The following is a 26,632-nucleotide window of genomic DNA, read 5'->3' as shown; positions in this document are numbered from 1 at the left end:
ATAAAATGATTGAATGAATGAGGGATTAAATTTTGAATAACTCCGGACTCAAGACTCCGGACTCGAGACTAAAAATATCCGCCCTTTTTCCTGTCTTCCATTGCAGCTTCCGAAACCTTATCATCCAGACGTGCCCCGCGTTCAGAAATTTTGGAAGCGCTGATTTCATCGATGATGTCATCAATCAGCGTTGCTTCTGATTCTACTGCTGCGGTGCACGACATATCTCCAACGGTACGGAAACGAACCTGCTTGCGAAAAATGAAATCTTCTTCGTCCATATTCAGGAATGGAGAGGCAGCCATGAGCTGTCCATTTCGGGTAATCACTTCCCGTTCATGTGAAAAGTAAATACTTGGCAATTCAATCTTTTCCCGTCGGATATAATTCCACACATCTAACTCTGTCCAGTTACTGATTGGGAACACCCGAACGTTTTCACCCTTATGAATTTTACCATTATAGATATTCCAGAGTTCAGGACGCTGGCGTTTCGGATCCCACTGACCGAATTCATCGCGCACAGAAAAAATACGCTCTTTCGCCCGTGCTTTTTCCTCATCGCGGCGTGCTCCGCCAATGCAGGCATCGAATTCATATTTCGCAATGGTATCCAATAAAGTAACCGTTTGCAAGGCATTTCGACTGGCATTTTTACCCTTCTGCTCCACAACTTTACCCTGGTCGATAGATTCCTGAACTGAACCGACAATTAACCTTTCGCCGATTCTTTGAATCATCTTATCACGGTAATCTATCGTTTCCTGAAAGTTATGACCCGTATCAATGTGCACTAGAGGAAAAGGAAATTTTCCTGGACGGAAAGCTTTTTCTGCCAAGCGAACTAAGGTAATTGAGTCTTTTCCTCCGGAAAACAATAAGGCAGGTTTCTCAAACTGGCCGGCAACCTCACGCAGGATGTGAATGGCTTCGGCCTCTAATTCATCTAAGTAATCAAAATTATATGTACTCATTTAGTAAGTTTTGATTGATTGAATTTCGGAAAAGTAAACGATAAATTCTTTTTCTACTCTTCAATTATGATATCATTTGTTGTTGTTGTCTTTTTCTTTATGATTGCCGGCAAACAGGCTTAAGCCTTTTCAGTAGCATGCAATCCGCATTCTTTTTTACTTTGGTCTTCCCACCACCATCTTCCCGCTCTGAAATCTTCGCCCGGCTGTACGGCCCTGGTACAAGGGGCACATCCTATGCTTGGAAAACCTTTATCGTGCAATGTATTGTACACAATATTGTTTTCTTTAATATAGGTTTTTACGTCATCCAGTGTCCAGTCGAAAATCGGATGAAATTTAACTAAGTTATTACCTTCATCCCATTCCAGGTCGTGCATGTCTTCGCGGTTAGCGCTCTGCTCAGCTCTAATCCCCGTTACCCATATTTCATTACCTTTAAGCGCCCTTTTAAGCGGCTCAATTTTCCGGATGTAACAACATTCCTTTCTGTTTTCAACCGATTCGTAAAAGCTATTCGGACCTTTGGTATTGACCATGTCCTGTAACAACTCGTTTTGCGGGTAGTATGCATGAATGGGTTTATTGTAGGCTTCCAGCGTTCTGTTCCACACATAATAAGTTTCAGGGAATAACCTGCCTGTTTCCAGCGTAAAAACCTTAATTGGAATGTTATGCGCAAAAATCAGATGGGTAATGGCCTGGTCTTCCCAGCCAAAACTAGTGGAAAATATAATTTTGCCGGCAAATTTATCTGCCAGAAACTTCAACTTCTCTATTGTATTTAAACCTGATAATTCTTGTTTTAGGCCCTCTACACTCATCACTATATTAATTTTAAAATAAACATCACTACGCTACGCAAACTTACAATCATTACGATAATTCCAACTGCCACCATAATTGTCTTTGCTGAAATTTTGTTAGAAACCCGCGCTGCAATCGGAGATGCGACAGCACTACCGATAATTAATCCCAATACGGCTTCCCAATGTTTTCCACCCAGCATGGTAAAGAATGTAAGTGAGCTCAGGGTTGCAATAAAAAACCTGCTGATTTTTACAGTTCCAAGGGAAAATAACGGATGGCGTCCTCCGGCAATTAAGCTGGATAAAACGATAGATCCCCAGCCACCTCCAAAAGCAGCATCTATAAAACCACCAAAAAAGCCCAGCACCCCTATCTTTTTAATTTTCTCATCCGCTTTTTTTCTTTTGATATTAAAAGCTTTCATCAGGATGATTCCGCCTAAAAACAAGGTATATACAGCTACAACAGGCTTTACGTATGCACTGTAATGTTCTAAAGATGATAAGATGTATGCACCTAAAACAGCACCAATAATGGCCGGAAGAATTAAAATTTTAAACAATTTCCAGTTTACATTCCCCATTCGGTAGTGCATCCAACCGGCAATACCATTGCTCATCACCTCTGAGATGTGGATTGCCATACTCGCCGATGCTGGTGGCAGTCCCATTGCCAGTGAAAAAGATGCTGTAGTTACACCGTACGACATCCCTATGGCTCCATCGATTAGGGCAAAGACAAAACCAGCCCCCAGGAACCAGTAAAACAAAGGATCGATGTGAATCAAAAACGACTGGAATTCTGGTTCTGTGTTCCAAAGCGACACTCCAATTGCGCCAATCAACAAAATCGCAGCAAGCCAGATCAGCCATTTAATATTTCTTTCTGCAAAGCTTTTCCTGGGGTTAATTAAACTTTGGGTAACCTTATTCAGCTTTTTAACCTTCGCCGAAAAATCACCATTTAAAGTCTGGCGCAAAGCACTCATATTTTGTAAGGTTTCATCCAGCTCTGGCGGCAACCCCTCATTCAAAATCTGTTTTAAACGCTTTGCGATGGTCGGCGATTTCCCATTGGTAGAGATAGCGATTTTCAGATCACCTTTCTGAACGATAGACCCCAGATAGAAATCGCATAAGTCAGGTTTATCGGCCACATTAATCAGCAACCCCTTTTCATGGGTAACTACCCTGATCTCTTCATTCAGAATATTGTTGTTCGTTGCGGCAAAAACGATATCGATGTTCTCCAAATCAGAAACATCAAAACTTTTCTGCCTCACTTTAATCTGAGGATAATTTGCGATTAAAGCGTATACCTCGGGTGAAACGATTTCTGCAACAATGGTAATTTTAGCGTGGTGGCTGTTTTTAACAATAGCTGTTAACTTTTCCAGCCCTATATTTCCTGCACCAATTAATAATGTACGCAGCTTGTTCAGCTTTACAAAAACCGGAAAAAGCTGATTTCCCTTCTCCTCTTCATGGAGAAAGGTTTCATTATCGGGTTGGTTAGGTAATATTTGCATACTGTTTTACAAGTTTTTTAAATGATGGATGTAAGGAAACAACCTCGCCAAAAATCAACAGCGCCGGTGCTTTCAGGTTTTCAAGCTGAACAAGCTCCTCTATGGTATCCACAACACCTACTACCAGCTTCTCATCTTCCGAGGAACCATTCTGCACTACTGCAGCAGGAAGCTGATGTCTTCCGGCAGCCTTGAATATTTCAACAATTTTAGAAAGCTTTTTCAGGCCCATTAATATCAGTACCGTAGCATTCGATTCGGCCGCCTGGTAAATATCTGCCGAAACTTCTCCCGAAGTGGTGGTTCCCGTAATTACCCAAAAGCTTTCGCTCAACCCGCGGTGTGTTACGGGAATCTGCTGCAACCCGGGAACACCAATAGAACTTGATATACCGGGAATCACGTCGACAGGAATGCTGTAAGAGGCGGCATAATCCAGCTCCTCGTAGCCCCTGCCAAAAACAAAGGGATCGCCACCCTTCAAACGCACCACATGGCCGTAGTTTAGGGCATAATCGATCATTAATTTATTGATGGTTTCCTGTGGATAGGAATGTTCTCCCGAACGTTTACCAACATATACTTTTATGGCTTCCGCCGGGGCATGCTGCAATAAGGCTTCATTAGTTAAAGCATCATACAACACCACATCAGCCGCTTGTAAAGCCTTAACACCTTTCAGTGTCAGCAAATCCGGATCGCCGGGACCAGCTCCTAAAAGGGTTATTTTTGATTCTTTATTGTGGTTAATCATAATTTTAAATTTTGGTTGTGGGGTTTCGATGTCAACTTTCTCAAACCTCACTTTACTAATACTGACCTCTTCTCTTTAATCTGCGCTAAAAATGCTTCTGCCTGAGCAAAATAACTTTTCGCAAATTCGGCGCCCGGTTCATTTTTATTAATCTGAAGCACCAGGTCTGAGAAATTAGTCGGCAAACTGAATTCACCTGTTTCTACATAGTGATTATCAAATTCTCTGATTACGCCAACCTGAGTACTGCTGTTTACGCCTTTATCTAATAATAACGATTTGGCAGCACTTACAAAGGTTGCATACGTATGGTAAATCGCATCAGCATACGCTCCTTTATCCAGGTTCAGCTTTGCCCATCCAAATTTCTCATCAGCTTCCAAAAGCAGGGTTGCCACTAAATCAATCACTACGCCGGCACATTCGCCAACGCCAATTGCTGTGACAAACTGCTCCACATGGCCCCAGTCTACAAATTCTTCCTGCTTTAACGAAGTTAAATCTGCCAGTGGTTTTAACAACTGGTAAAAATGATCTTTACCTTTCCTATCGTAATACTGGTGAAAGTTTTCACCTTCCTCATTACTGGCTTTAAAATCGTTCAAGATGTAGTGTAGCACACTGGTAGCTCTTTTAGAAGGCACTTTGATCACACGTTCTGCTACACGGCCAACACCGTTTCCAACCGTTCCGCCGCCCAGCATCACCTGAACTGCAGGAACTATTTTACCTTCTGCTTTAAGTGAACTGCCATGAAAACCGATCTCGGCCAGGCCGTGCTGACCGCAGGAGTTCATACACCCACTGATTTTGATTTTGATATCTTTCTCGTAGATAAACTCCGGAAAATCGGTATAGATCACCTCTTCGAGCACCTCGGCAAGGGTCATTGAATTGGAGATCCCCAGGTTACAGGTATCCGTACCAGGGCAAGTCGTAATATCTGCCAGACTATCGAAACCTGCCGTAGTAAAGCCAATTTTATTCAACGCTGAATAAAGCGAAGGCAAAGCTTCCTTGCGTACAAATTTCAAAAGCAATCCCTGATTCTGCGTAATCCTGATTTCATCAGCCACGTATGGCCTGATGGCTTCCACAAAGGCACGTGCTTTATCCGTTTTTATATCCCCAACCTGGACTTTAACATACACAGCGAAGAAGCCTTCCTGCTTTTGTTCTACTACATTTGTGGCCGACCAGTGTTTGTAGTGTGCTTCATTTAAAATCTCCACTGCTGCATACTCCTGATCAACCGGCAAGGCAGGTTGAGGTACCGTGTCTCTGTCGATTGTAAAAGTTTTAACCTTGTTAGCAGTACGCTCCTCGGCAACCAGTCTTAATACCTCTTCTAGTCCAAGTTTTTGCACCAGATATTTCAGGCGGGCCTTGTTTCTGTTTGAACGTTCACCATAACGGTCGAATACACGGAGAACCGATTCAGTAAAAGGAATCAACTGATCTTCATGTAAAAAGTCATGAACTGCACTTGCTAAAAAAGGCTGTGCACCCAATCCACCTGCGAAAAGCACTTTAAAACCGCGTTCACCATTCTCATTGATTTTGGGAATAAAACCTAGATCATGTATGTAGCTGAATGCAGTGTCCTTATCGCTTGAAGAGAAAGAAATTTTAATCTTTCTACCCATTTCCTGACAAATCGGATTACGCAGGAAATATTTAAATACCGCATGGGCATAAGGTGAAACATCGAAAGGTTCATCCTTATCAATTCCCGAGTTGGGAGATGCCGTAACGTTACGTACTGTATTTCCGCAAGCTTCCCGTAAAGTTATATCATCTTGTTCCAGCTTGGCCCATAACTCAGGCGTTCTATCCAAACTCACATAATGCAACTGAATATCCTGACGGGTAGTGAGGTGCAAATTCCCACTGCCGTATTCATCGGCAATATCTGCAATACGCAATAACTGCTTAAAAGTCACCTTTCCGAAAGGTAATTTTATGCGAATCATCTGCACGCCCGGCTGCCTCTGACCATAAACGCCACGGGCCAATCGTAAACTTCTAAACTTTTCGTCGTGGATAGTTCCATCACGAAAAGCTTTAATCTTATTCTCTAAATCAATAATGTCCTGCTCGACAATAGGATTTTCGAGTTCTGTTCTGAAACTTTGCATATGTGTTGTTAGCTTTTATTCAAAAAATGCTTCTCCGGTTACTGAGAAGCATTCAAATGTTTACATCAAATCATTTAATACCCCTCTTACTTTGTTTCGCAACAACAGCGCATGGAGAACATATGGTTTTGATTGTATGTAAATTTGAAGTTCATGCTCCAAATATATAAAGTATATAGAAATAGTCGTAGTTTTTTATGAAAAAAATTACTAACCATTATGTTGAAGTGACAAAGAGGAAGTTTTTATAGGATATCGATACCCAGCTTCAGCGAATGTTCGCGACCGATTACATCTGCAACACTGGTTTCACTTAATACTTTCAACGTTGCATCTCTTACATCAATAAAAGCGCTTCGGATACCGCAGGTTTTCTCATCCTCACATTCATCACACTTGTGGTAGAAATTCAAGCTGGCACATGGAACCATGGCAATAGGTCCGTCGGTTACACGCATCACCTGAACCAAAAGTATATCTTCAGGTTTTTTGTTTAAGCTGTAACCACCACCAGCACCTTTTTTACTGTATAAAAAGCCTGCGTTACGCAAATCAAGAAGGATTTGTTCGAGAAACTTTTTGGGGATATGCTCCTCCTCAGCAATCTTGGAGATTTGCATCGGTGGTTTTTCTACATTTTTTCCAAGCGCAACAAGCGCTTTAATGGCGTATTTTGTCTTTTTGGATAGCATATATCGTACAAAGCTAATAAAAGTAAGCCATATATAAAACTAATCTCAACGAGGGCATACCCATACGGATACTCAAATAAAATTTGTCTTTATTCTATATATTTATCAAAAATATCTTTTCAATGCTTCAAAGTGTCAGATTATTAAACATAAGGAACCGCAAAATCAGCATTGAATCCAAATTATTTGCACTGCTCTGTTTGTGCATGATTATCGTTTCTGCATTCAGTATCGTATTAAATCTTATTATAGGATTAGCCTGGATCAACAACGCATCCATTTTATTTTTTATCGCTGTTTACGTTATCTTCTACTATTATTCCCTGAAAGATCGCGTATCAGAAAACTGGCGTTTCTGTTTTTTTATTTTCAATTGCCTTACAATGTTTCCGGCCTGGTTCCTTAACGGAGGTTCGTGGGGTTCAACGCCTGTTTTCCTGATATTCTACTTGAGCGTAGCAGTACTTTCACTTTCTAAAAAATTCAGATGGTGGTTTATATTTCTTTTCATTTCCACTGCCGGTTTATGTATTCTGTTGGAGCAGCTCATCCCATCGTTGGTTACTCCATATGAAACTGAAAAGGCCAGAAACCTGGATTTGATCTTTGCTTTTTTAAACATCTCATTCATGATGATTTTTATGCTGATTGCTTACAGACGGGTGCTCGACTATGAGCGAATCTTACTGCTAAAAAGCAAACATCACCTGGAAAGCTCACAGCAGGAACTGATTCTGGCAAAAGAAGCAGCAGAGGAAGCCACCATGGCAAAATCCAACTTCCTGGCTAATGTGAGCCACGAAATCAGGACGCCGCTTAATGGAATTATTGGTGCTTCAGAATTGCTCAAGCTCACTAAACTTAATCAGGAACAAGCAGAATTACTCAATACGCTTCAGGCCAGCAATAGTATCATGACAGATATTGTGAATGATTTGCTTGATATATCCCGGATTGAGGCGAATAAAATGGAGATTCATAACCATCCCTTTGAAATCCGCAAATGCCTTATTGATACGGAGAACATCGTAAAACCCTTATTTACCAGAAAAAACCTGCAGCTGGTTATCGAAATTGACAACAGCGTACCTGAAATCATTATCTCCGATGAAATCAGATTCAAGCAGATTATGATTAATTTGCTAGGGAATGCGGTTAAATTTACCGAATTAGGTTATGCCAAACTGAGCGTTCAGTATATTATGATTAACGAGGTACAAACGTTGGTATCTGTATTGGAAGATACAGGAATTGGTATTGATGAAGAAGACATGGAAAAACTCTTTCTCCCTTTTTCTCAGATTAATCCATCTACAACACGAAAGTTCGGTGGTGCGGGCCTGGGTTTGGTGATCTGCAGAAAACTGGCGGAAATGATGGGTGGAAAAATTTCGGCAAAAAGCCAGCCCGGGGCAGGATCCGCATTTACATTCTCACTACCCGCCGCATCGTATTATGCCCATTCACTTATTAAAAGCCGCGACTTTGAGGCCAGCACCCTCCATTATCCTATTGCAGGTATGCACATCCTGATTGCTGAAGATAACGTTTTTAATCAGATCATTACCTCAAAAATGCTGGAAAAATCCGGATACCGGTATAGTGTTGCCAGCGACGGCGAGGAAGCGCTGATCAAGGCTAAAGCGGAATATTTCAACATCATATTAATGGATATGCAGATGCCAAAAATGGACGGCATATCTGCCACTATTGAAATATTAAAGTTCTACAAATCTCAGCAGGTGCTGCCCCCAATCATCATTGGCTGTACTGCAAATGCCATGCAGATAGATAAAGAGGCCTGCATGAACGCCGGCATGAAAGATTTCCTCCCCAAGCCATTCACCCTAAACGACCTGAGAACAGTGATGATTAAATGGACGAAAACAGGTGTTTCAGCTTAATCAAATCATTGTAAAAGTAATGCGTTCGTTCAAGTAATCAGGGCTTATTAACCTTTAAATCCTAATTTTACCTATTCTGCTAACAATTTTTTATAATGAGAAGAAAATTCAGCCTGCTCCCTATTTTAGTTATTGCAATTTTATTTTTCAGTCTTAATGCCTATTTCATTTCAGGACTCGGTGTAATTTATAAAAGTATCTGGCTTAAAACCTCACTTTGGATAATCATTTCGGGCTTAACCTTACTACTCATATACGCGATCGGTACGGTTCAGCGTAAAGGTGTAACGAAAGTTTTTCAGGTAGTTGCACATGCATTTTTAATTGTATTCGTTTCCGAACTCATCTTTGCTGTATTTTTACTCATTGGCGATATTTACCGGGTTCTGTTATCTGTACCCACCCAATTCGAAGCAGGAGGTTATCATACCCTGAGCAGAAGTGATGATTGGATAGGCTTTGCGTTTGTCATGTTTTGTTTAACTATTATACTATTTGCTTATGGTATTACAAAAGGAAAATATGCCTACCGGGTAATCAGGCATACTTTATATTTCGATGATTTACCAGAACAGTTTGACGGTTTTACATTAACGCAGATCTCTGATGTACATGCAGGGAGTTTTACCAACCCTAAGGCCGTTCAAAAAGGAATTGACCTGATCAATGCACAAAAAAGTGACTTATTTGTATTCACTGGCGACCTGGTGAATAACATGTCCAATGAGATTGTTCCGTACATCGGGCATTTTTCCCAAATCAAAGCACCTTACGGGCAATTTTCCGTTCTTGGAAATCACGATTACGGAGATTATGTGAAGTGGCCTGGTGAAGCCGAAAAAATTAAGAACCTCAACCAATTAAAAGCTTACCACCAGGAACTGGGTTTCAAACTTTTGCTGGACGAACATGTAGAATTACATAAAAACGGTGAAAAAATCATCCTTGCCGGTATTGAAAACTGGGGAATAGGATTTGGCGAACGAGGCGACCTGAATAAGGCCTTGAAGGGAACTGCACAAAGCGACTTTAAAATTCTGCTTTCACACGATCCCTCTCACTGGGATGCACAGGTTAAAAATTACCCCTCAAAAATTCAATTGAGTCTGGCTGGCCATACTCATGGCATGCAGTTTGGAATTGAAGCCTTTGGCATCAAGTGGAGTCCGGTTAAATACAGATACAAGCATTGGGCAGGGGTCAAGTCAGAAAACGGCAGGTATCTCAATGTGAACCGGGGCTTTGGATTCCTGGGTTTTTCCGGACGCATAGGAATATGGCCTGAAGTCACTGTCATTGAGCTGAAAAAGAAATTTAAAACCTGATGATCAACCGGCACTTTTTTCTTTCCGCTTCCCCTGTAACAAGTTCAGGTAGCGTTATCCTTAATCCCATTTCAGTTTGCTTCCAGGCAAGGAAGATGTCTTCGTCTGCTATTTTCAACGCTTTCACCAACAACACATCAGTAGATAACGATTTAATTATTAACTCTCCTACCTTCACTCCAACAAGCTCAACCATCAGTTCATCTTCCTTACCTGAATAAAAAATAATCGGATTTATTTCAGATACATTAAGTGGATTGATCACACGATCACCGGGTTTATGATTACTATTGCTGAGCGACATCTGAATACACGGGGGGATAAGATGTGTAAGGTATTCATTCGCCTCCTCATCTCCGGTAACTGAAGCAGCGCAAACGTTTGCCCAATGGCTTTGTTTATTTGGGTTATGCTTCATTAATCATGAGAGTATAAAACGAATACACATAGCAAATCCTGAAATCAAAGCGCAAACGTTTGAGTAAATTCCCCTTACGTAGTACTAAACAAACTTTTAACGACGGCTTCTGAAGCGGATTCGCAAAAATCAATACCCGAATAGTCGGGATTGTAGCCTCCGATGTAAGGAACGGCCATGATGTAAATCCTGGCATTTGCCTCGCCGTTGATATTAATTACATTGAAGTTGTCGTTAATTGTTATTCCCGGAACTTTGAGGAAATACGTTCCGTTTTCTACTTGTACGAGCTCATTTCCATCATCAATTGCATTTTTCGCATGCTCATCCGACTTAAACTTTAATCTTGCCGGACTTACCACACCCTGATCAATTAAACTTTTAAAAGGAAAATCTTCAAATGAAAGATGGGGCTGGCCTACACAGTTTACGAAAGTTTTGAAAGGTATAGCCAGCTTTTCACCCTTACTATCAGTATAGTGATATACAATACCCCCCGATTCAACTGGCTCAACCTCACTGTCTTTTCCAACGGTAACAATCTCCAGCACGCCCGCTTCGTGCAAGGCCATTAATACCCTGCACGAACTCTGCGGCACAAAGGCAATTACAATGGAAATCAACGGCATCAGCACATGCTGCAGGCGTTCCATATCTTCGGCCGACAGGTATTTAGCCGGATAATTCATGGCAAAACTAAGTATCGCCAGCGCTTCTTTCCAATAAATAGATTCCTTACGCGCTATCGATCTTTCAGCTTCTTCATATTCTTTTTTAAACAGATCAAAAGGCTCCATGGATTCGCGCATATTCATCATGGCATCCACAAATTCCTCCAGGTTCATATCTTTTATTATCTTGTGGAATGCGGGATCATTTTTAATGAAAGAAGCTTTAAAGTTCTTCTCAAACACATAATCCAGATCAACGAACCCACCATTTTCTTGTATATTCCGCTTAAATTCCTGCTGAGATATTGTCTCATCTTTACCCAGATGGGAATCCTTTAAGTGAAACCGAACAGCAGGGAGTAAACCATTACGCGAATGCAGAATTAATTTAAAATCTTTGCTGTCTTCATTAAGGGTAAAAACCAGCTTACCATCCTCCCCATCTTCAAAGTTTCCGTTTAATTTTGCAAGCGTCCTCACCGCATCAATTGCTGTAAGTGATGATCCCATCAACGCTACAGGATGGTTAATTTTCACCAATAGTTTTTTTGGCGGATATGGCGAATCAAAATAACCGTCAATTTTACCTTCAAATTTTTGTGGCCAGTTGTGCCCCGAACAGATCATCACATAATCGAAATCGGATGAACCAGTTTGCGCAGTAACCACACTCACCATTTGGCGCTCAGGTCGATCGATCAGATCGTTGACTAAACTATTCAGATGTACTCTGGTCACGATGCCTTTATGATCTGCAGCTGCTTTTAACAAGCCAAATTGTGCTTTAAGATACTCGCCGAAAAACAAGCGCGGAAGTACCTTATATTCATTAAAGTTTGCTGAATTGATTTGGAACTTATTCAGTACAGCCTGAGGCGCAACCTTCACCCAATCTTCAATAGAATTATAAATGCCAGGAATTTCATTGTCTGACACATTGGTGATGTGTTCAACATTCGCCCCCTCTTCACTATAGGGCATCCCTGCACCTAAAAATCCTTTTCTTTCGAAGATTTCAATTTCAATATCTGTTTGTCCCGATTCAACCAAACGTTTATACATAAACAGACCGCTCGGTCCACCACCAATTATTGCTATTCGTTTCTTAGATGTTAATTTGCCCATAAGGTTTTACCTGGTTTTTGCTATCACGGATGTTTTGATATTCCGCCATTTCATCGCATTTATCCACCTATAATCCATAAAAAACCAAATTGTTTTATCATGCCGCAAAAATGTGCTGGTAAATTTTTGTAAACCAAATGCGGTATCACTTGTTAAATCTTTTTAGATTGACAAAACGATGGTAGAAAGAACACTTGACCGATTTATTTCGGCACAGGCGACAGAATATGAGCGGGCTTTAAGCGAAATTAAAAAAGGAAAAAAAAAGAAGCCATTGGATGTGGTATATTTTCCCTCAGATAAGCGGATTAGGCTTTAGCGAAACTTCTAAATTTTATGCCATCAAGAACATAAACGAAGCGAAGGAATATATTAGTCACCCTGTTGTGGGAAAACGCCTACTGGAAATTTCTCAGGTACTGCTTGAACTTGATGAAACAAATGCACTCCAAATCTTTGGTTCACCGGATGATATGAAGTTAAAATCCTGCATGACACTTTTTTCGAGTCTTCCTGACGCATCGTCAGTATTTCAGTCTGTTTTAAACAAATTTTTCAACGGTCAGCAAGACCCTCAAACCTTAAAGTTAATTCAGAATGATTAATCCGGAACCAAAACAAACACCTAAACTTTTCATGCTGCTACTGGGATCAAAAGCACCCCAGCGCAATGTAGAGCAGCACGATTATTTTTTTGGTATTGCTTATGCTTTGAAAGATCTTGTTAAGGAAATCAAATCTTTCTGGCCAGAGGCCGGAAACAGTATCCATGTAGACGGCTGGCGGGAAGTAAATAAGGTAGGTGATTACGTGATCAGGGTGAAAGAAAAAAACGAAAACACTCATCCTTCTCTAAAGAAACTGTTCTTCATCAACCTGGGTGGGTATCAGTCGAACATATTGGCCGAGCAGCACTACATCGTACTTTCAGTTCATGATGACCGCGCACAGGCCGTTCAGGAAGCTAAAAAATCAGTCTTTTTCAAGACCAATTCCATTAAGGGGGCTAATGCCCATGTCGATGAGAAATACGGTATCGATGTAGATGATCTTTATAAGATCGAAGATGTGTTGAGTGCTGAAATGAAAGCCAGGTATGAAATAGAGATTGACTATAATCAACAGAATGACCTGCCTGAAGATGAAATTCATTTGGGTTATTTCAAACTGGACAAATTGTAGCAAGTTAGAAAATCTATTTTAACGCACTCAAAATCAACCTTCAAACTAAGAAAACCGAGCCTCCCTGGCTTCGAATGATTCCGTTTTTAATTTCGATTTATTTCATCCAATTTCAAAAACAGGATAGAACAGGATGGAATAGCAAAATAAAAGCCTTAACCTCGTGTAATATTTAACCAGGTATATATCAAAATCAGTTTCAATGTCATCTATAACCATTACACGCACCTGATAGATCAGCAATATTTGTCCCTATCCTCTGCATTCTAATTAAGCCCTCCGCTAATACTCAAAATCTCCTTCTGCACCATGAATATGGAAAGTACTTATTCCTGTTCAAAGGCATTTTAAGGAATTGCTATTGCTTATCATGTCGCAAGACATCATAATAAACAAAACCAAATATTTAAAAATTAAAGCTTATGCATTTTAATTTACCTCCATTTTTTAATCAGCGAGTGACCCGTTATCATGGGAAAAAGCTGGTTATTTTCAGTATGTCCGTCCTTTCTGTTGCAGTGGCTTCTCAAAAGGTATCGGCTGATACGATTCATACCCATCATGCGCCAGCCATGGCTCCCATCCGTTTTGCGGATGTGATTAAAGGAAAAGTGACCGACGAAAAAGGTGAGACCCTTGTTGGGGTGGTGCTGAAAGTTAAAGGAACTTCGGCTGTTGCCACAACAGATGCCAATGGTGCATTCTCAATTACGGTACCAACCGGAACAGCGAACCCCATTCTGGTGTTTTCTTACGTAGGTTATGGAACGCTTGAAGTGCCGGTAAATGGCAAAACAACACTTACCGTACAATTGAAAAGTACCACTAACGATCTGGATGAGATTGTGATTGTGGGATACAATGCCGTTAAAAAAAGTGATTTAACCGGATCGGTGGTAAGCGTTGGGGCGGAAGAGATCAGATCCAGGCCGGTAGCCAATGCGCTGCAAGCCATTCAGGGTAAAGCTGCAGGGGTCGATGTTACCTCGAATGAGCGCCCGGGCCAATTAGGAAGTATTCTGATTCGTGGGGTCAGATCAATCAATGCCAGCAATTCGCCATTATATGTGGTTGATGGAATTCCATTGCAGTTTGGCGGTATCGACGCGATTAATCCAAACGACATTGAGAATATTGACATTTTAAAAGATGCCTCTGCAACTGCTGTTTATGGATCCCGTGGTGCAAACGGTGTAGTTTTAGTGACCACCAAGAAAGGTAAGGCTGGAAGGTTGACTATGGATTACGTAGGTACTGCGACTGTAGAAACATTAAATGATCGAATCGATATGATGAATTCGGGACAATATATCGAGTTCCGTCGGGATGCTTACCGCAGAACTGCCTATTTGAATTCCATTAACGGAACTACAACAACGCCAATCTACAATTATCCTACTGTACCAACGCAGGCAGCTGACAGGGAAATATTTAAACAGGATGCAAACATGCTTACCAATTTGGATCAAGGTTGGGTGAATGGCGTTTTTGATGGGAGTCTGGTTCCAACAACTAATTGGACAGATCTGGTAACCCGTACCGGAGTTACTCAGGATCATATATTGAGTTTAAGTGGAGGTACAGATAAAATCAAAGCTTACGGCTCATTTGGTTATCTTAACCAGAAAGGAACACAACTTGGTCAGGATTTCGAGCGATACAGCAGTAAGGTAAGTATAGAAATTAACCCGGTCAAATGGTTTAAAATGGGAGCGAATATTACAGCTACCTATGGCTTACAAAATTATGGTTTTCAGGCTGCCAGTGCTACAGGTGCAGCAGATATATACAGCGCCACCCGAAGTATGCTACCGCTCGCCATACCTTACGATGCAAATGGAAACAGAATCAACTTGCCAGGTGGTGATATTAATATCCAGAACCCAATTCTGGAGGCTGATTACAATATTAATCTTCGTAAATCATTGCGTACTTTAGGATCCATCTACGCTGAAGTGAGTTTAATGAAAGGTCTGAAATACCGTATTAATTTTGGTCCAGATTTTTCCAACTATTATAATGGCAGATACCAGGATGCTAAATCTGTTAACCGTGACGCTGGCGTTCCGGGTTCAACCAATAACTATGCCCAGTTAAATCAAAGTAGCAAATTTGCTTATACACTAGATCATCTGATTTATTATGATAAAACTATTGGCAAACATAATTTTGGAGCAACCCTACTTCAAAGCTCATCGTTGAACAGAGATGAATCATCATCATTAACTGGGAGTAAAATATCTTTACCAGGTGCCTTATGGTATGGCTTAAATGCAGGGAACATTTCCGCTTTAGATGGTTTTGACACTGACTTACGCAAATCGACGCTGATGTCTTATATGGGTAGGATCAATTACACCTTCGATAATAAATATCTCCTAACCGCATCGGCACGCTGGGACGGCGCATCACAACTAGCTGCTGGCAATAAATGGGATTTCTTTCCTTCTGCTGCGATTGCCTGGCGTATGGATCAGGAAGACTTTATTAAAGATATTAAATGGATCAATCAATTGAAATTTAGATTTGGCGTTGGTAGTACCGGAAATTCATCAGTGGGCATCGGAAGTACATTAGGCTTGTTAACAGCTCAAACATATACTTTTGGTAGCTCTGCACAGGTTGGTTACGTATCCTCCGATGCTTCATTAGCGAATCCAATTCCTTTGCCAATCAAAACATTGAGTTGGGAAAAAACATTACAATATAACATCGGATTTGATTTCGACCTGTTAAAAAATCGTATCAGTGGTTCCCTGGATTTATACAAATCTAAAACAACTGACCTAATACTACTGAAAAAAATTCCTTCAATCAATGGTTTTACAAGTGCTTATGACAATATTGGTTCAACAAAGAACAAAGGGATTGATTTGACATTAAGCTCTGTTAATGTGAAGGCAAATAATTTCACGTGGGAATCTACTTTGAACCTGTCTTTAAGTAAAGACCAGATTGTTAAACTAGACAATGGCGATATGATTAATGATCGCCTGTTCCTCGGCCAAAGAGTGGGTGTTGCTTACGATTTTGAAAAAGTTGGAATATGGCAGGACACGCCGGAAGACAGGGCTGAAATGGCTAAATTCAACGCTAATATAGCCAGCAAAACCAGTTGGTTTAGTCCGGGCAGTATCAGGGTTGCCGATTTAAATGGTGATTATAAAATAGATGCAAATAATGATCGTAAAATCCTGGGCCATTACAACCCAGGCATTACAGGAGGTATTACCAATACATTTGGCTACAAAAACTTTGACCTTTCTATATTTATTGTTTCCCGTTTTAACTATGTAATTGCAACTGGCGCAGAAGCACTTCAGGGTCGTTTTGCACAGCGTGTAGTAGACTATTGGACACCGACAAATCCGACGAATTCCTACCCTGCTCCAAATTATGCAAGCGCCGGAGGTGACCAATATGTAAGTGCTTTAAACTCTCAGAATGCCTCCTTTATCAAAATCAGGAATATCTCTTTAGGCTATAATTTTGCAGAAAACGTTGTAAAGAAATTGACTTTATCGAGGTTAAGGATTTACGCTCAGGCCATCAATCCAGGTTTAATTTATTCAAAAATCAGCTGGATTGATCCGGATTTAGGTGGTTCTACATTTAACAGGGGTTTTGTATTTGGTGTAAACGCCAGCTTCTAATAACAGAAAACATGAAAAAGATTATAAATTTAATATCAGGAGTAGCTTTGCTAGGTAGCTTAATGATCGTGCCTACTTCCTGCAAAAAAAGCTTTCTTGATGAGGAAGTGATTAATTCCCATAATACATCCGATTTTCAAACAACTTTAGGCTTAGATGGTCTGGTAATTGGGATGTATCAAAGTTTAAAATTTCATTTTAACTATACCTGGGCTTATACTACAACTAATTATGGCGTTGATGAGTTTACAGTTGGTGGTGATAGAACAGAGCAGATGTTCAATTCATACGACGGAAACTTTAATTCCATATCAGGCGATATTGCTTCTGTTTGGGATAACATGTACGGCAACATCAACTCTGCCAATATCGTAATCACCAATGTACCACAATATTACACAGGCGCTAATAAAAATACACGCCTGGGTGAAGGATATTTTATGCGCGCTTTCGACTATTTCAAACTCGTAAAACAATTTGGCGGCGTTGTGCTAAAACTAGAGCCTTCAGAAACTGTTCAGGAAGAATTTACAAGAAGTACGGCTAAACAGGTATATGAGCAGGTAATAGCCGATTTCACTCAGGCATATAATCTGTTGCCTGCAGCTCCGGCAGAAACTGGCAGAATTACTAAATGGGCTGCCGCACACTTTTTAGCTAAAGCTTATCTGTTTCGTGCAAGTGAATTAAATAATGACTGGAATAGCGATACTAAAACGGCCGACTTACAAAATGCCGTTAAATATGCCGACCTGGTAATCAATAGTGGTGCTTATACCCTGGCTACAAATTATAGCGACCTATGGAATTTCACTACGCCTGATGGGGCAAATGAGACCAATAAAGAGGTAATACTTGCTGCACAATTTTCAAATAATACGACTACCCAGGGGCGTTACGGAAATCAGATTCATCTTTATTATCCTTCAGTTTATCAAACACTTCCAGGAATGGTACGCGACTTAGCTGGTGGACGTGAATTTCAGAGAATGCGTTCTACCGATTATGCACTGGATGTTTTCGACCGTGTAAATGATTCACGGTTCTGGAAAAGCTTTAAAACCAGATATATCTGTAACAATCCTGCCAGTGCACCCAAATGGACTGCCGCAAATGCACCAACTGCTGCACAAGCTGGTCAGGTGAAATTTGTAGGCGGAGAAGAAGCAGTCTTGTATATTATCAATAACGCTGGAGACACCAGATACACTCCTGCTACAACTTCAGCGTCTTTGCCCACCGATATTGGTCGTCGCAAGCCAAATATGTTTGTACGATATTACTCGGGAGAGGCTCAAAGCTATTTAAACGGTCATGGAAATTATGGTGTAAGTCAGTTTGTTGCGCTCTCTAAGTTCATGGACGGATCAAGAAATCTGGTGGCTTCTCAATTTGGTCAGCGCGATGGTATTTTAGCACGCTTAGCGGAGACCTATTTGATCGCAGCAGAGGCTTACGGTCGTTTAGGTCAGTACGCAGCGGCAGTACCCTACATCAACAGGGTAAGAGATCGCGCAGCTTATAAAGACGGCGAAAACAGAGAAAGCTATGTAGATGGAGGTATCGCTTACAAAACCAATCCTGTAACCATCTCCAGTGCTTTATCTTCGTATTCAGACAAAAATACCTATTTCGAATCTAACAATTTGACTGCTACAACTGCAAGTACATTAACATCCATGCACTTAACCAGCGAGACAGATATTTTCAACTCTACCACTAACTTCTACGATAAAGTTGGAGCAACATCACAAGCTGATAAGTTTACTGCCTTTATCTTAAACGAGCGGTCTAGAGAGCTCATGGGGGAGTTAATGAGATGGGAAGATCTGGCCCGTACCAAAACACTGGTTGTGCGCACAGCAGCATTCAACTCAGAAGCTAAACCAATTGATGGCAAGCACTACTTACGTCCGATTCCACAATCGTTCTTAGATGCAGTCAAAAGTGGTGGAGCGGCGTTAAGCGGCGCCCAAAAACAAGCCATGCAAAATCCAGGCTGGTAAAATAAATTATTTATTATGCTAAAGGCAGTTGACGTAATGTTAACTGCCTTTTTTGCTTCAATACAATACACAGTACTTCTGCCCAGGCACCACTCATTTTTTTCAAACGATTGAAACCGTCTGTACCCCTCCAATCACCTGATAAACAAAACCAGCAGGATGGCACAGGATGGCATTAAACCTTAAAATCCTTAACCTCGTTTAATTTAACCAGATATATTAAACCCAAAGCTAATCATGATCAGAAGACCAATCTTCATTTTCATGCTCTGCCTGTTCTCCATGATCGGCCGTGCACAGGAAAATAATCTTCGGAAAACTTATAATTTTAATCCCGGCTGGAAGCTGTTTGTTGGCGACACTACAGGCGCTGATGCTGTTGCATTCGACGATACAAAGTGGAAGGCCATAACCCTACCCCATGCCTGGAATGAAGATGAAGCTTTTAAAAAATCCATCGAAGCACTATCTACAGGCATCGTATGGTACCGGAAACATTTCACCGTTCCTCAAAACGATCAGCAACAAAAAGTTTTCCTTGAGTTTGAGGGGATCAGGCAAGCGGGCGAATTTTATCTGAATGGTCAGTTTATTGGCAGGCATGAAAACGGTGTGATGGCTTTTGGCTTCGACATCTCAAAACTGATCAAAAAAGGGCAGGAAAATATAATAGCAGTAAAAATCGACAATGCTTGGAACTACAGGGAAAAAGCAACCAACTCAGGCTACCAGTGGAATGACAAAAACTTCAATGCCAACTATGGCGGTATGTCTAAGAATGTACGCCTGCATCTTACAGGCAGCATTTACCAAACCCTTCCAATTTATTCCATCCTCCACCATACAGGAAACTATATTTACGCCAAAGATTTCGACATTAAAAACAGAACGGCGACGATCGTTTCTGCCTCACAGGTAAAAAACGAAAGCGCAGATCCAAAATCAGTTGTGTATGAAGTTGAAATCAAAGATGGCGATAACAAGATCATCAAAACATTTCAGTCGGGAGCGAAAACACTAAATTCCGGCGATAGTACTACCCTATCTGCCGAAAATGCAGTATCGGGTTTAAACTTCTGGAGCTGGGGATATGGCTACCTTTATAATGTAACCTCAAGATTAAAAGTAGACGGGCTGCCGGTTGATGAACTCAGCACGAAAACCGGTTTCAGAAAAGCGGAATTTAAAAATGGAATGGTGTACCTGAACGACCGGGTGCTGATGATGAAAGGTTATGCCCAACGCAGCAGCAACGAATGGCCTGCCATAGGCTTATCTGTTCCACCCTGGTTAAGTGATTACAGCAATGGTTTGATGGTGGAGAGCAATGCCAATCTGGTGCGCTGGATGCACATCACTCCATGGAAACAAGACATTGAATCCTGCGACCGGGTCGGTTTGATTCAGGCCATGCCGGCAGGAGATTCAGAGAAAGATGTAACTGGTACCCGCTGGGATCAGCGTAAAGCAGTAATGACCGACGCCATCATCTATAACCGCAACAACCCGAGCATCCTGTTCTACGAATGTGGAAACGAATCCATCAGTGCCGAACACATGCAGGAAATGCGGGCGATCAGGGATCAGTTTGATCCTTATGGCGGCAGGGCAATTGGTTCCCGTGAAATGCTCGACATCCCTTCCGCAGAATATGGAGGAGAAATGCTGTACATCAACAAAAGTGCAACCAAACCAGTATGGTCAATGGAATATTCGAGAGATGAAGCCCTTCGTAAATACTGGGACGAATTTTCACCTCCGTTTCATAAAAACGGAGCCGGTCCGCTTTACAAAGGAGCCGATGCAAGCGACTATGACCGCAATCAGGATTCGCAGGCTATTGAAGATGTGATCCGCTGGAATGAATACTATGAAGTTAGGCCGGGAACGGGCAAAAGGGTAAGCTCGGGTGGTGTAAACATCATTTTCTCCGATTCCAACACCCATTACCGCGGAGAAGAAAACTACCGCCGGAGTGGCGAAGTAGATGCCATGAGGATCCCCAAAGATGCTTTCTTCGCCCATCAGGTGATGTGGGATGGCTGGGTTGACGCCAAAAAAACCGGGCTTCACCTGGTTGGCCACTGGAATTATAACAAAGCAACCAAAAAAGACGTCTATGCCATTGCATCCGGAGATAAAGTACAGCTGATCTTAAACAATAAATCACTTGGATTTGGAGAAAAATCAAATGGCTTTCTCTTTACTTTCAAAAACATCAGCTATCAGCCTGGCATACTAAAGGCGGTTTCCTACAGCGCTGCTGGTAAAAAACTAGCCGAAACACAATTAAAAACTGCAGGCGCTCCGGTTGCGCTGAAATTAACTGCGATAAAAAATCCGGCAGGCTTCAAAGCCGACGGTGCAGATGTGGCTTTAGTTCAGATAGAAGTGGTAGATCAATCTGGCATGCGTTGTCCGATTGCGTTAAACACCATTAAGTTCAACCTGGAAGGACCGGCAGAATGGCGCGGAGGCCTGGCACAAGGCCCCGATAATTATATTCTTTCGAAAGTACTTCCGGTAGAAGGTGGTGTAAACCGGGTGCTGATCCGCTCGACGATAAAGGCAGGAAAAATTAACCTGACCGCAAATGCAGACGGACTGAAATCTTCAACGATCAGCCTGGAAACTTTGCCGGTTAACGTGGAAAAAGGACTTGCCCTGCAACTACCTTCCGAAGGGTTAAAACCAGGTTTGGTAAAAGGACCAACACCTGCAGGTGCGTTGTACACCGAATCACGTAAATCTGTGCAGATCATAGATGCAGAAGCAGGTGCGAATCAGGCTAAAGCAAAATTAAGTTTTGACGACAATGAACTGAGCGACTGGGTAAATGATGGTAAAATCCAAACGGCATGGATTAAATATAAACTGGAAAAAGAAAGCCTGGTTAATGCTGTATCCCTAAAACTCAACGGTTTCAGAACAAAGGTTTACCCTATTAAAATCTTAGTTGATGGTAAAACAGTATTTGCCGGAAACAGCAAGCCAAGTTTGGGTTACTTCGTAGCCAGCTTTACGCCTACAAAAGGAAGCTCCGTGACTATTCAGCTTGCCGGCTCACGAAAAGATGAAAACACCAATATTGGTGTAGAGGTAAACGGAAAGAAACTGGATGATGGCATAGAACGCGCAGAAACAAAATCAAACGGCGGGCTTAGCATAATTGAGGCAGAAATATATGAAAATCCTTAACATAAAAATATTCCGCTGCTGAAACTCACCATCTCTACTATGAAAACATCAACCAAAGCATTGCTATTGTGGCTGTCATTTGCTTTTCTATCTGCAGGCCTATTCGCGCAGCAAAAAAGAAATATAGAAGTTAACTTTGACCGTAATGTTGCGCCTATGAAACCCGTATGGGCCTGGTTTGGTTACGATGAACCGAATTATACTTACATGAAAGATGGGCAGAAGCTGCTGACTGAAATTTCGAAACTCAGTCCGGTTCCGGTATTTGTGCGGGCACATAACCTGCTTACTTCAGGCGATGGCACCCCGGCTTTAAAGTGGGGCTCTACCAATGCCTATACCGAAGATGCCAATGGCAACCCGGTTTACAACTGGAAAATCGTAGATCAGATTTTCGACACTTATGTAAAGAGAGGAATGAAACCACTTGCTCAGATTGGCTTTATGCCCGAAGCACTTTCTACACACCCCCAACCTTACCAGCACAAATGGAAACCCGGCACCCGTTACGAGGAAATCTTAACAGGATGGGCATATCCGCCAACGGACTACCAAAAGTGGAGCAATCTGGTTTATGAATGGGTAAAACACAGTATCGACCGCTATGGCAAAGCCGAGGTAGAAAGCTGGTACTGGGAAGTATGGAACGAAGCCGATGGGGCGTATTGGAAAGGAACACAACAAGAGTTTTTCAAATTATACGATTATGCCGCCGATGGGTTGAAAAGGGCTTTACCAAAAGCCCGGATTGGTGGCGCAAATGTAACCGGTGGCGGTACCAGATACCTGGATGCCTTTATCAAACATTGCCTGCTCGATACCAATTATGCAACCGGTAAAGTCGGCTCGCCTCTGGATGCGGTGTTATTCCACGCCAAAGGTTCGCCGAAGGTGGTAAATGGCACAGTGGTGATGAGCATTAAAACGCAACTAAAAAACATTGAATCCAATTACAAGGTAATCAGCAAATATCCGCAGCTGAAAAACATCCCGGTGATTATTGGCGAATCTGATCCAGAAGGCTGTGCCGCCTGTGGCATGTCGACTAATCCTGAGAATGCCTATCGCAATGGTACCATGTATTCGAGCTACACCGCAGCCTCTTTTGCGCGGTTATATGAGCTTACCGATCAATACAACATCAACCTGCTTGGAGCGGTTACCTGGTCTTTTGAATTCGAAAATCAACCCTGGTTTGCCGGTTTCAGAGACCTGGCCACAAACGGCGTCGACAAACCGGTATTGAATGTGTTCAGGATGTTCGGAAAAATGAAAGGGAACCGGGTGGAAGCCAAAAGCGATGGCATGTATCCGTTAAAAACTATACTCGATTCGAGCATTAGAAGAGCCACTACCGATCTGGGTGCCCTGGCTACAAAAGATCAGCGCAGTGCTGCAGTCATGATCTGGAATTACCATGATGAAGATAAAACCGGAACTAGAGAAATGGTTCGGGTCAAACTCAACGGACTAACTACACCAACCGTAACCCTAACCCAGTATCAGATTGATCAGGAAAACAGCAACTCTTATGAAGTGTGGAAAAAAATGGGTTCCCCACAACAGCCGGATGCAAAACAAATCGCTATGCTGGAGAAATCAGGTCACTTGAAAAGGGTTGATAAGCCACGCAAATTCAATTCCGCAAACGGCGAAATTGAACTCGAACTTAGCCGGCAGGCGGTGGTGCTGCTGAAACTGGATTGGTAGGATTTGGTTAATAGTTTTATATTTGGGGGATCACACAGCATCTAACCAGATTACCGTATCATATTTCATGAAATACATCTCAAGATTTACAGGATGGGCATTGCTCCTCATCACCTTTCTTAACACAGGCGTATCCTTTGCACAAAAAGAAAGTAAACTGTGGTATAAAAAACCTGCCAGCAAATGGACGGAAGCTTTGCCTATCGGAAATGGCCGTTTAGGCGCCATGATTTTCGGTGTTCCCGGTGAAGAATTGATCCAACTGAATAAAGCTACCTTCTGGAGCGGAGGGCCCGTTCGGCAAAGCGCCAGAGCAAGTGCACCACAAGCACTCGCCAATACGCGCAAAGCCTTGTTTGAAGAAGAAGATTACGTTAAAGCCAACAAACTGATCCGAGGTATCCAAGGCCCGTATACCCAATCCTTTCTTCCGCTTGCCGATCTAAAAATCAAACAGGATATCGGAAGCAATGGATATAGTGCATATGAACGGAGCCTTTCGGTGGAAAGAAGCATCGCAGCGGTAAGTTTTCAGGCGAACGGCGTTTCCTATAAACGGGAACTGATCGCTTCGTTTCCTGATCAATCGATCGTGATCCACTTTACCGCTTCTAAACCCGGCAGCATCAGTTTACATAGCAGCCTGAGCAGTCAGGTACAATATGTTGTTTCAGGTGACGGAACTTATGGTCTCCTGCTGAAAGCAAGAGCGCCGGCCCAGGTTGACCCAAATTATGTGAAGTACAACAAAGAACCTGTCAAGTACCTGGATAGTACGGGTTGTGGCGGAATGCGGGCTGCAGTTCGAATCAAAGCCATTATTAAAGGTGGAAAATCACGCACCGATACAACTGGATTATCGATCACCAATGCCGACGAAGTCACCCTATACATCACTGCGGCAACCAGCTTTAACGGCTATGATAAATGTCCTGATCAGGAGGGAAAAGACGAGCTAGCCCTTTCGCAAAAAGCACTCTCGGCTGCATCAGCAAAAAGCTGGAATGAAATTTACCAAAGACATTATGCCGATTACTCGCAATACTTCAAAAGGGTAAACCTGGAACTGGGCAGTTCCAGCGATGCAAAAAGCAAGCTAACGACCGATGAACGCCTTTTACAGTTCAGTACAGGCGCAAAGGATCCGGAGTTTGAAACTTTGTTTTACCAGTATGGGCGCTATCTGCTGATCAGTTCGTCGAGAGCCGGAGGTGTTGCGGCCAATCTACAGGGAATCTGGAACAACCTGATGCGTGCCCCCTGGAGCTCCAACTACACCATCAACATTAACACCCAAATGAATTACTGGCCGGCGGCCATCAGTAATCTCGAAGAAATGGAGTATCCGCTTTTTGATCTCATTAAGGAGCTGTCTGTTAACGGTAGCAAAACAGCAAAAGAATATTACAACATGAAAGGTTGGGTAGCCCATCACAATACCGACATCTGGGCACTTAGCAACCCGGTAGGAGATTATGGGAAAGGCGACCCGAAATGGGCCAACTGGTACATGGGCGCACCATGGCTTTGTCGCCACCTTTATGAGCATTACCGCTTTACCAAAGATGAACAATTTTTAAAAAATACTTATCCGGTGATGAAAGGAGCAGCCGAATTCCTGATTGATTTCCTGGTGGAAAACAAACAGGGCCAGCTGGTTACCGCACCCTCTTTTTCACCTGAAAACGATTACTTCGATGGAAAAGGCCATGAGGCCAACACCTCGGTTGCCACCACAATGGATATGTCGATTATCCGGGATCACTTCCGCAATTGCCTGGAAGCTGCCGAAGCGCTAAACATAGATCCTGCTTTTCAGGCTGTTTTAAAACAGAAACTGGCTAAACTTTATCCCCTAAAAACCGGAAGCAAAGGCAATCTGCAGGAATGGTCGCAGGATTGGGAAGATGTTGATCCGCACCACAGGCACGTGAGTCACCTTTATGGCTTACATCCGGGCCGGGAAATATCACCATTACTGGATCAGCAGTTTGCCGAGGCCGCGAAGAAAACACTCGAACTCCGTGGCGATGCCGGTACCGGCTGGAGTTTAGCATGGAAAATTAACTTCTGGGCAAGACTGCTTGATGGCGATCACGCGTATCAACTGATCAGGGATTTAATGCGCGACCTGAGCGTATCAAAAGGGGGCGGACTTTACCCTAACCTATTCGATGCACATCCTCCGTTTCAGATCGACGGAAACTTTGGTGCCGTATCGGGCATGACGGAAATGTTGTTACAAAGCCACCTGGATAAAATACAATTATTACCCGCACTACCTGCCGCATGGGCAAACGGAAGTGTAAAAGGTTTGAAGGCCAGAGGAAACTACACCATAGATATCGCCTGGCAAAAAGGTGTACTATCAACGGCAACCATTAAAGCCAATTTGAATGGGCCATGCACATTATTAACCAAAATGAAGGTTGCTGTAAAGGGCGTAAAAATCGCTTCCACGCTAACAGGTGGCTTTTATAAAACGACTTTCAGTGCTAAAAGAGGAATAAGTTACACCGTATCGCCATCAAAATGATGGCGATA

General features: G+C 42.3%; 17 protein-coding genes. 9 read left to right on the top strand and 8 right to left on the bottom strand.

Annotated elements, in window-relative coordinates; translation table 11 throughout:
* Positions 1-68: 68 nt before the first annotated feature.
* The 6 genes from cysD to AC570I_RS02785 form a co-directional block, all read right to left on the bottom strand.
* Positions 69-974 (bottom strand): sulfate adenylyltransferase subunit CysD, encoded by a 906-nt coding sequence (cysD, locus tag AC570I_RS02810; RefSeq protein ID WP_047797481.1) that lies wholly within the window; start codon positions 972-974, stop codon positions 69-71.
* 119 nt (positions 975-1,093) lie between these two features.
* The gene (locus AC570I_RS02805) at positions 1,094-1,798 is read right to left on the bottom strand and encodes a phosphoadenylyl-sulfate reductase (RefSeq protein WP_497404249.1); all 705 of its coding nucleotides are present in this window, start codon (positions 1,796-1,798) and stop codon (positions 1,094-1,096) included.
* A 2-nt stretch (positions 1,799-1,800) separates the two neighbouring features.
* Positions 1,801-3,312 carry a TSUP family transporter gene (locus tag AC570I_RS02800; protein WP_497404247.1) on the bottom strand — a complete coding sequence of 504 codons (1,512 nt, stop codon included), beginning with the start codon at positions 3,310-3,312 and terminating at the stop codon, positions 1,801-1,803.
* The gene (gene cobA, locus AC570I_RS02795) at positions 3,296-4,066 is read right to left on the bottom strand and encodes a uroporphyrinogen-III C-methyltransferase (RefSeq protein WP_497404245.1); all 771 of its coding nucleotides are present in this window, start codon (positions 4,064-4,066) and stop codon (positions 3,296-3,298) included. The genes AC570I_RS02800 and cobA overlap by 17 nt, the downstream gene beginning before the upstream one ends.
* Positions 4,067-4,113: 47 nt before the next feature.
* On the bottom strand, positions 4,114-6,204 hold the full coding sequence (locus AC570I_RS02790) for a ferredoxin-like domain-containing protein (RefSeq protein WP_497404243.1): 2,091 nt from the start codon (positions 6,202-6,204) through the stop codon (positions 4,114-4,116).
* 245 nt (positions 6,205-6,449) lie between these two features.
* Positions 6,450-6,896 carry an RrF2 family transcriptional regulator gene (locus tag AC570I_RS02785; RefSeq protein WP_047797486.1) on the bottom strand — a complete coding sequence of 149 codons (447 nt, stop codon included), beginning with the start codon at positions 6,894-6,896 and terminating at the stop codon, positions 6,450-6,452.
* A gap of 122 nt (positions 6,897-7,018) precedes the next feature.
* On the opposite strand from AC570I_RS02785, the gene AC570I_RS02780 reads away from it, so the two are divergent.
* The gene (locus AC570I_RS02780) at positions 7,019-8,800 is read left to right on the top strand and encodes an ATP-binding protein (protein ID WP_497404241.1); all 1,782 of its coding nucleotides are present in this window, start codon (positions 7,019-7,021) and stop codon (positions 8,798-8,800) included.
* A 95-nt stretch (positions 8,801-8,895) separates the two neighbouring features.
* Positions 8,896-10,125 carry a metallophosphoesterase gene (locus tag AC570I_RS02775; RefSeq protein WP_497404239.1) on the top strand — a complete coding sequence of 410 codons (1,230 nt, stop codon included), beginning with the start codon at positions 8,896-8,898 and terminating at the stop codon, positions 10,123-10,125.
* On the opposite strand, the gene AC570I_RS02770 is transcribed toward AC570I_RS02775, so the two are convergent.
* Positions 10,115-10,543 (bottom strand): hypothetical protein, encoded by a 429-nt coding sequence (locus AC570I_RS02770; RefSeq protein ID WP_497404237.1) that lies wholly within the window; start codon positions 10,541-10,543, stop codon positions 10,115-10,117. The two genes, AC570I_RS02775 and AC570I_RS02770, sit on opposite strands and share 11 nt — an antisense overlap.
* Before the next feature lie 74 nt (positions 10,544-10,617).
* Positions 10,618-12,339 (bottom strand): FAD/NAD(P)-binding protein, encoded by a 1,722-nt coding sequence (locus AC570I_RS02765; protein WP_497404235.1) that lies wholly within the window; start codon positions 12,337-12,339, stop codon positions 10,618-10,620.
* A gap of 278 nt (positions 12,340-12,617) precedes the next feature.
* Here AC570I_RS02765 and AC570I_RS02760 point away from each other — a divergent pair, with 278 nt between their 5' ends.
* The 7 genes from AC570I_RS02760 to AC570I_RS02730 all read left to right on the top strand — a co-directional run bounded on the left by AC570I_RS02760 (position 12,618) and on the right by AC570I_RS02730 (position 26,624).
* A complete protein-coding gene (locus AC570I_RS02760) occupies positions 12,618-12,944 on the top strand; it encodes a DUF1810 domain-containing protein (protein WP_497404233.1) in 327 nt (108 codons plus the stop codon).
* Complete coding sequence (locus AC570I_RS02755) at positions 12,937-13,521, top strand: DUF1543 domain-containing protein (RefSeq protein WP_497404231.1); 585 nt, start codon at positions 12,937-12,939, stop codon at positions 13,519-13,521. The genes AC570I_RS02760 and AC570I_RS02755 overlap by 8 nt, the downstream gene beginning before the upstream one ends.
* 422 nt (positions 13,522-13,943) lie before the next feature.
* Positions 13,944-17,174: a SusC/RagA family TonB-linked outer membrane protein gene (locus tag AC570I_RS02750; RefSeq protein WP_497404229.1), complete on the top strand. Its 3,231-nt coding sequence runs from the start codon at positions 13,944-13,946 to the stop codon at positions 17,172-17,174.
* Positions 17,175-17,185: 11 nt separating this feature from the next.
* Complete coding sequence (locus AC570I_RS02745; protein WP_497404227.1) at positions 17,186-19,180, top strand: RagB/SusD family nutrient uptake outer membrane protein; 1,995 nt, start codon at positions 17,186-17,188, stop codon at positions 19,178-19,180.
* A gap of 237 nt (positions 19,181-19,417) precedes the next feature.
* Positions 19,418-22,378 (top strand): glycoside hydrolase family 2 protein, encoded by a 2,961-nt coding sequence (locus AC570I_RS02740; protein WP_497404225.1) that lies wholly within the window; start codon positions 19,418-19,420, stop codon positions 22,376-22,378.
* Positions 22,379-22,417: 39 nt separating this feature from the next.
* Positions 22,418-24,088: a GH39 family glycosyl hydrolase gene (locus tag AC570I_RS02735; RefSeq protein WP_497404223.1), complete on the top strand. Its 1,671-nt coding sequence runs from the start codon at positions 22,418-22,420 to the stop codon at positions 24,086-24,088.
* A 67-nt stretch (positions 24,089-24,155) separates the two neighbouring features.
* Complete coding sequence (locus AC570I_RS02730; protein ID WP_497404221.1) at positions 24,156-26,624, top strand: glycoside hydrolase family 95 protein; 2,469 nt, start codon at positions 24,156-24,158, stop codon at positions 26,622-26,624.
* Positions 26,625-26,632: the final 8 nt, after the last annotated feature.

The organism is Pedobacter sp. A2324 (assembly GCF_059693705.1).
Note: the sequence above shows the minus strand (reverse complement) of the source record. Positions and strands in the feature narration are given on the sequence as shown.

Coding starts and splice junctions, on each gene's coding strand:
- cysD (WP_047797481.1), bottom strand. CDS start 974: ATGAGTACATATAATTTTGATTACTTAGATGAATTAGAGGCCGAAGCC.
- AC570I_RS02805 (WP_497404249.1), bottom strand. CDS start 1,798: ATGAGTGTAGAGGGCCTAAAACAAGAATTATCAGGTTTAAATACAATA.
- AC570I_RS02800 (WP_497404247.1), bottom strand. CDS start 3,312: ATGCAAATATTACCTAACCAACCCGATAATGAAACCTTTCTCCATGAA.
- cobA (WP_497404245.1), bottom strand. CDS start 4,066: ATGATTAACCACAATAAAGAATCAAAAATAACCCTTTTAGGAGCTGGT.
- AC570I_RS02790 (WP_497404243.1), bottom strand. CDS start 6,204: ATGCAAAGTTTCAGAACAGAACTCGAAAATCCTATTGTCGAGCAGGAC.
- AC570I_RS02785 (WP_047797486.1), bottom strand. CDS start 6,896: ATGCTATCCAAAAAGACAAAATACGCCATTAAAGCGCTTGTTGCGCTT.
- AC570I_RS02780 (WP_497404241.1), top strand. CDS start 7,019: ATGCTTCAAAGTGTCAGATTATTAAACATAAGGAACCGCAAAATCAGC.
- AC570I_RS02775 (WP_497404239.1), top strand. CDS start 8,896: ATGAGAAGAAAATTCAGCCTGCTCCCTATTTTAGTTATTGCAATTTTA.
- AC570I_RS02770 (WP_497404237.1), bottom strand. CDS start 10,543: ATGAAGCATAACCCAAATAAACAAAGCCATTGGGCAAACGTTTGCGCT.
- AC570I_RS02765 (WP_497404235.1), bottom strand. CDS start 12,339: ATGGGCAAATTAACATCTAAGAAACGAATAGCAATAATTGGTGGTGGA.
- AC570I_RS02760 (WP_497404233.1), top strand. CDS start 12,618: ATGTGGTATATTTTCCCTCAGATAAGCGGATTAGGCTTTAGCGAAACT.
- AC570I_RS02755 (WP_497404231.1), top strand. CDS start 12,937: ATGATTAATCCGGAACCAAAACAAACACCTAAACTTTTCATGCTGCTA.
- AC570I_RS02750 (WP_497404229.1), top strand. CDS start 13,944: ATGCATTTTAATTTACCTCCATTTTTTAATCAGCGAGTGACCCGTTAT.
- AC570I_RS02745 (WP_497404227.1), top strand. CDS start 17,186: ATGAAAAAGATTATAAATTTAATATCAGGAGTAGCTTTGCTAGGTAGC.
- AC570I_RS02740 (WP_497404225.1), top strand. CDS start 19,418: ATGATCAGAAGACCAATCTTCATTTTCATGCTCTGCCTGTTCTCCATG.
- AC570I_RS02735 (WP_497404223.1), top strand. CDS start 22,418: ATGAAAACATCAACCAAAGCATTGCTATTGTGGCTGTCATTTGCTTTT.
- AC570I_RS02730 (WP_497404221.1), top strand. CDS start 24,156: ATGAAATACATCTCAAGATTTACAGGATGGGCATTGCTCCTCATCACC.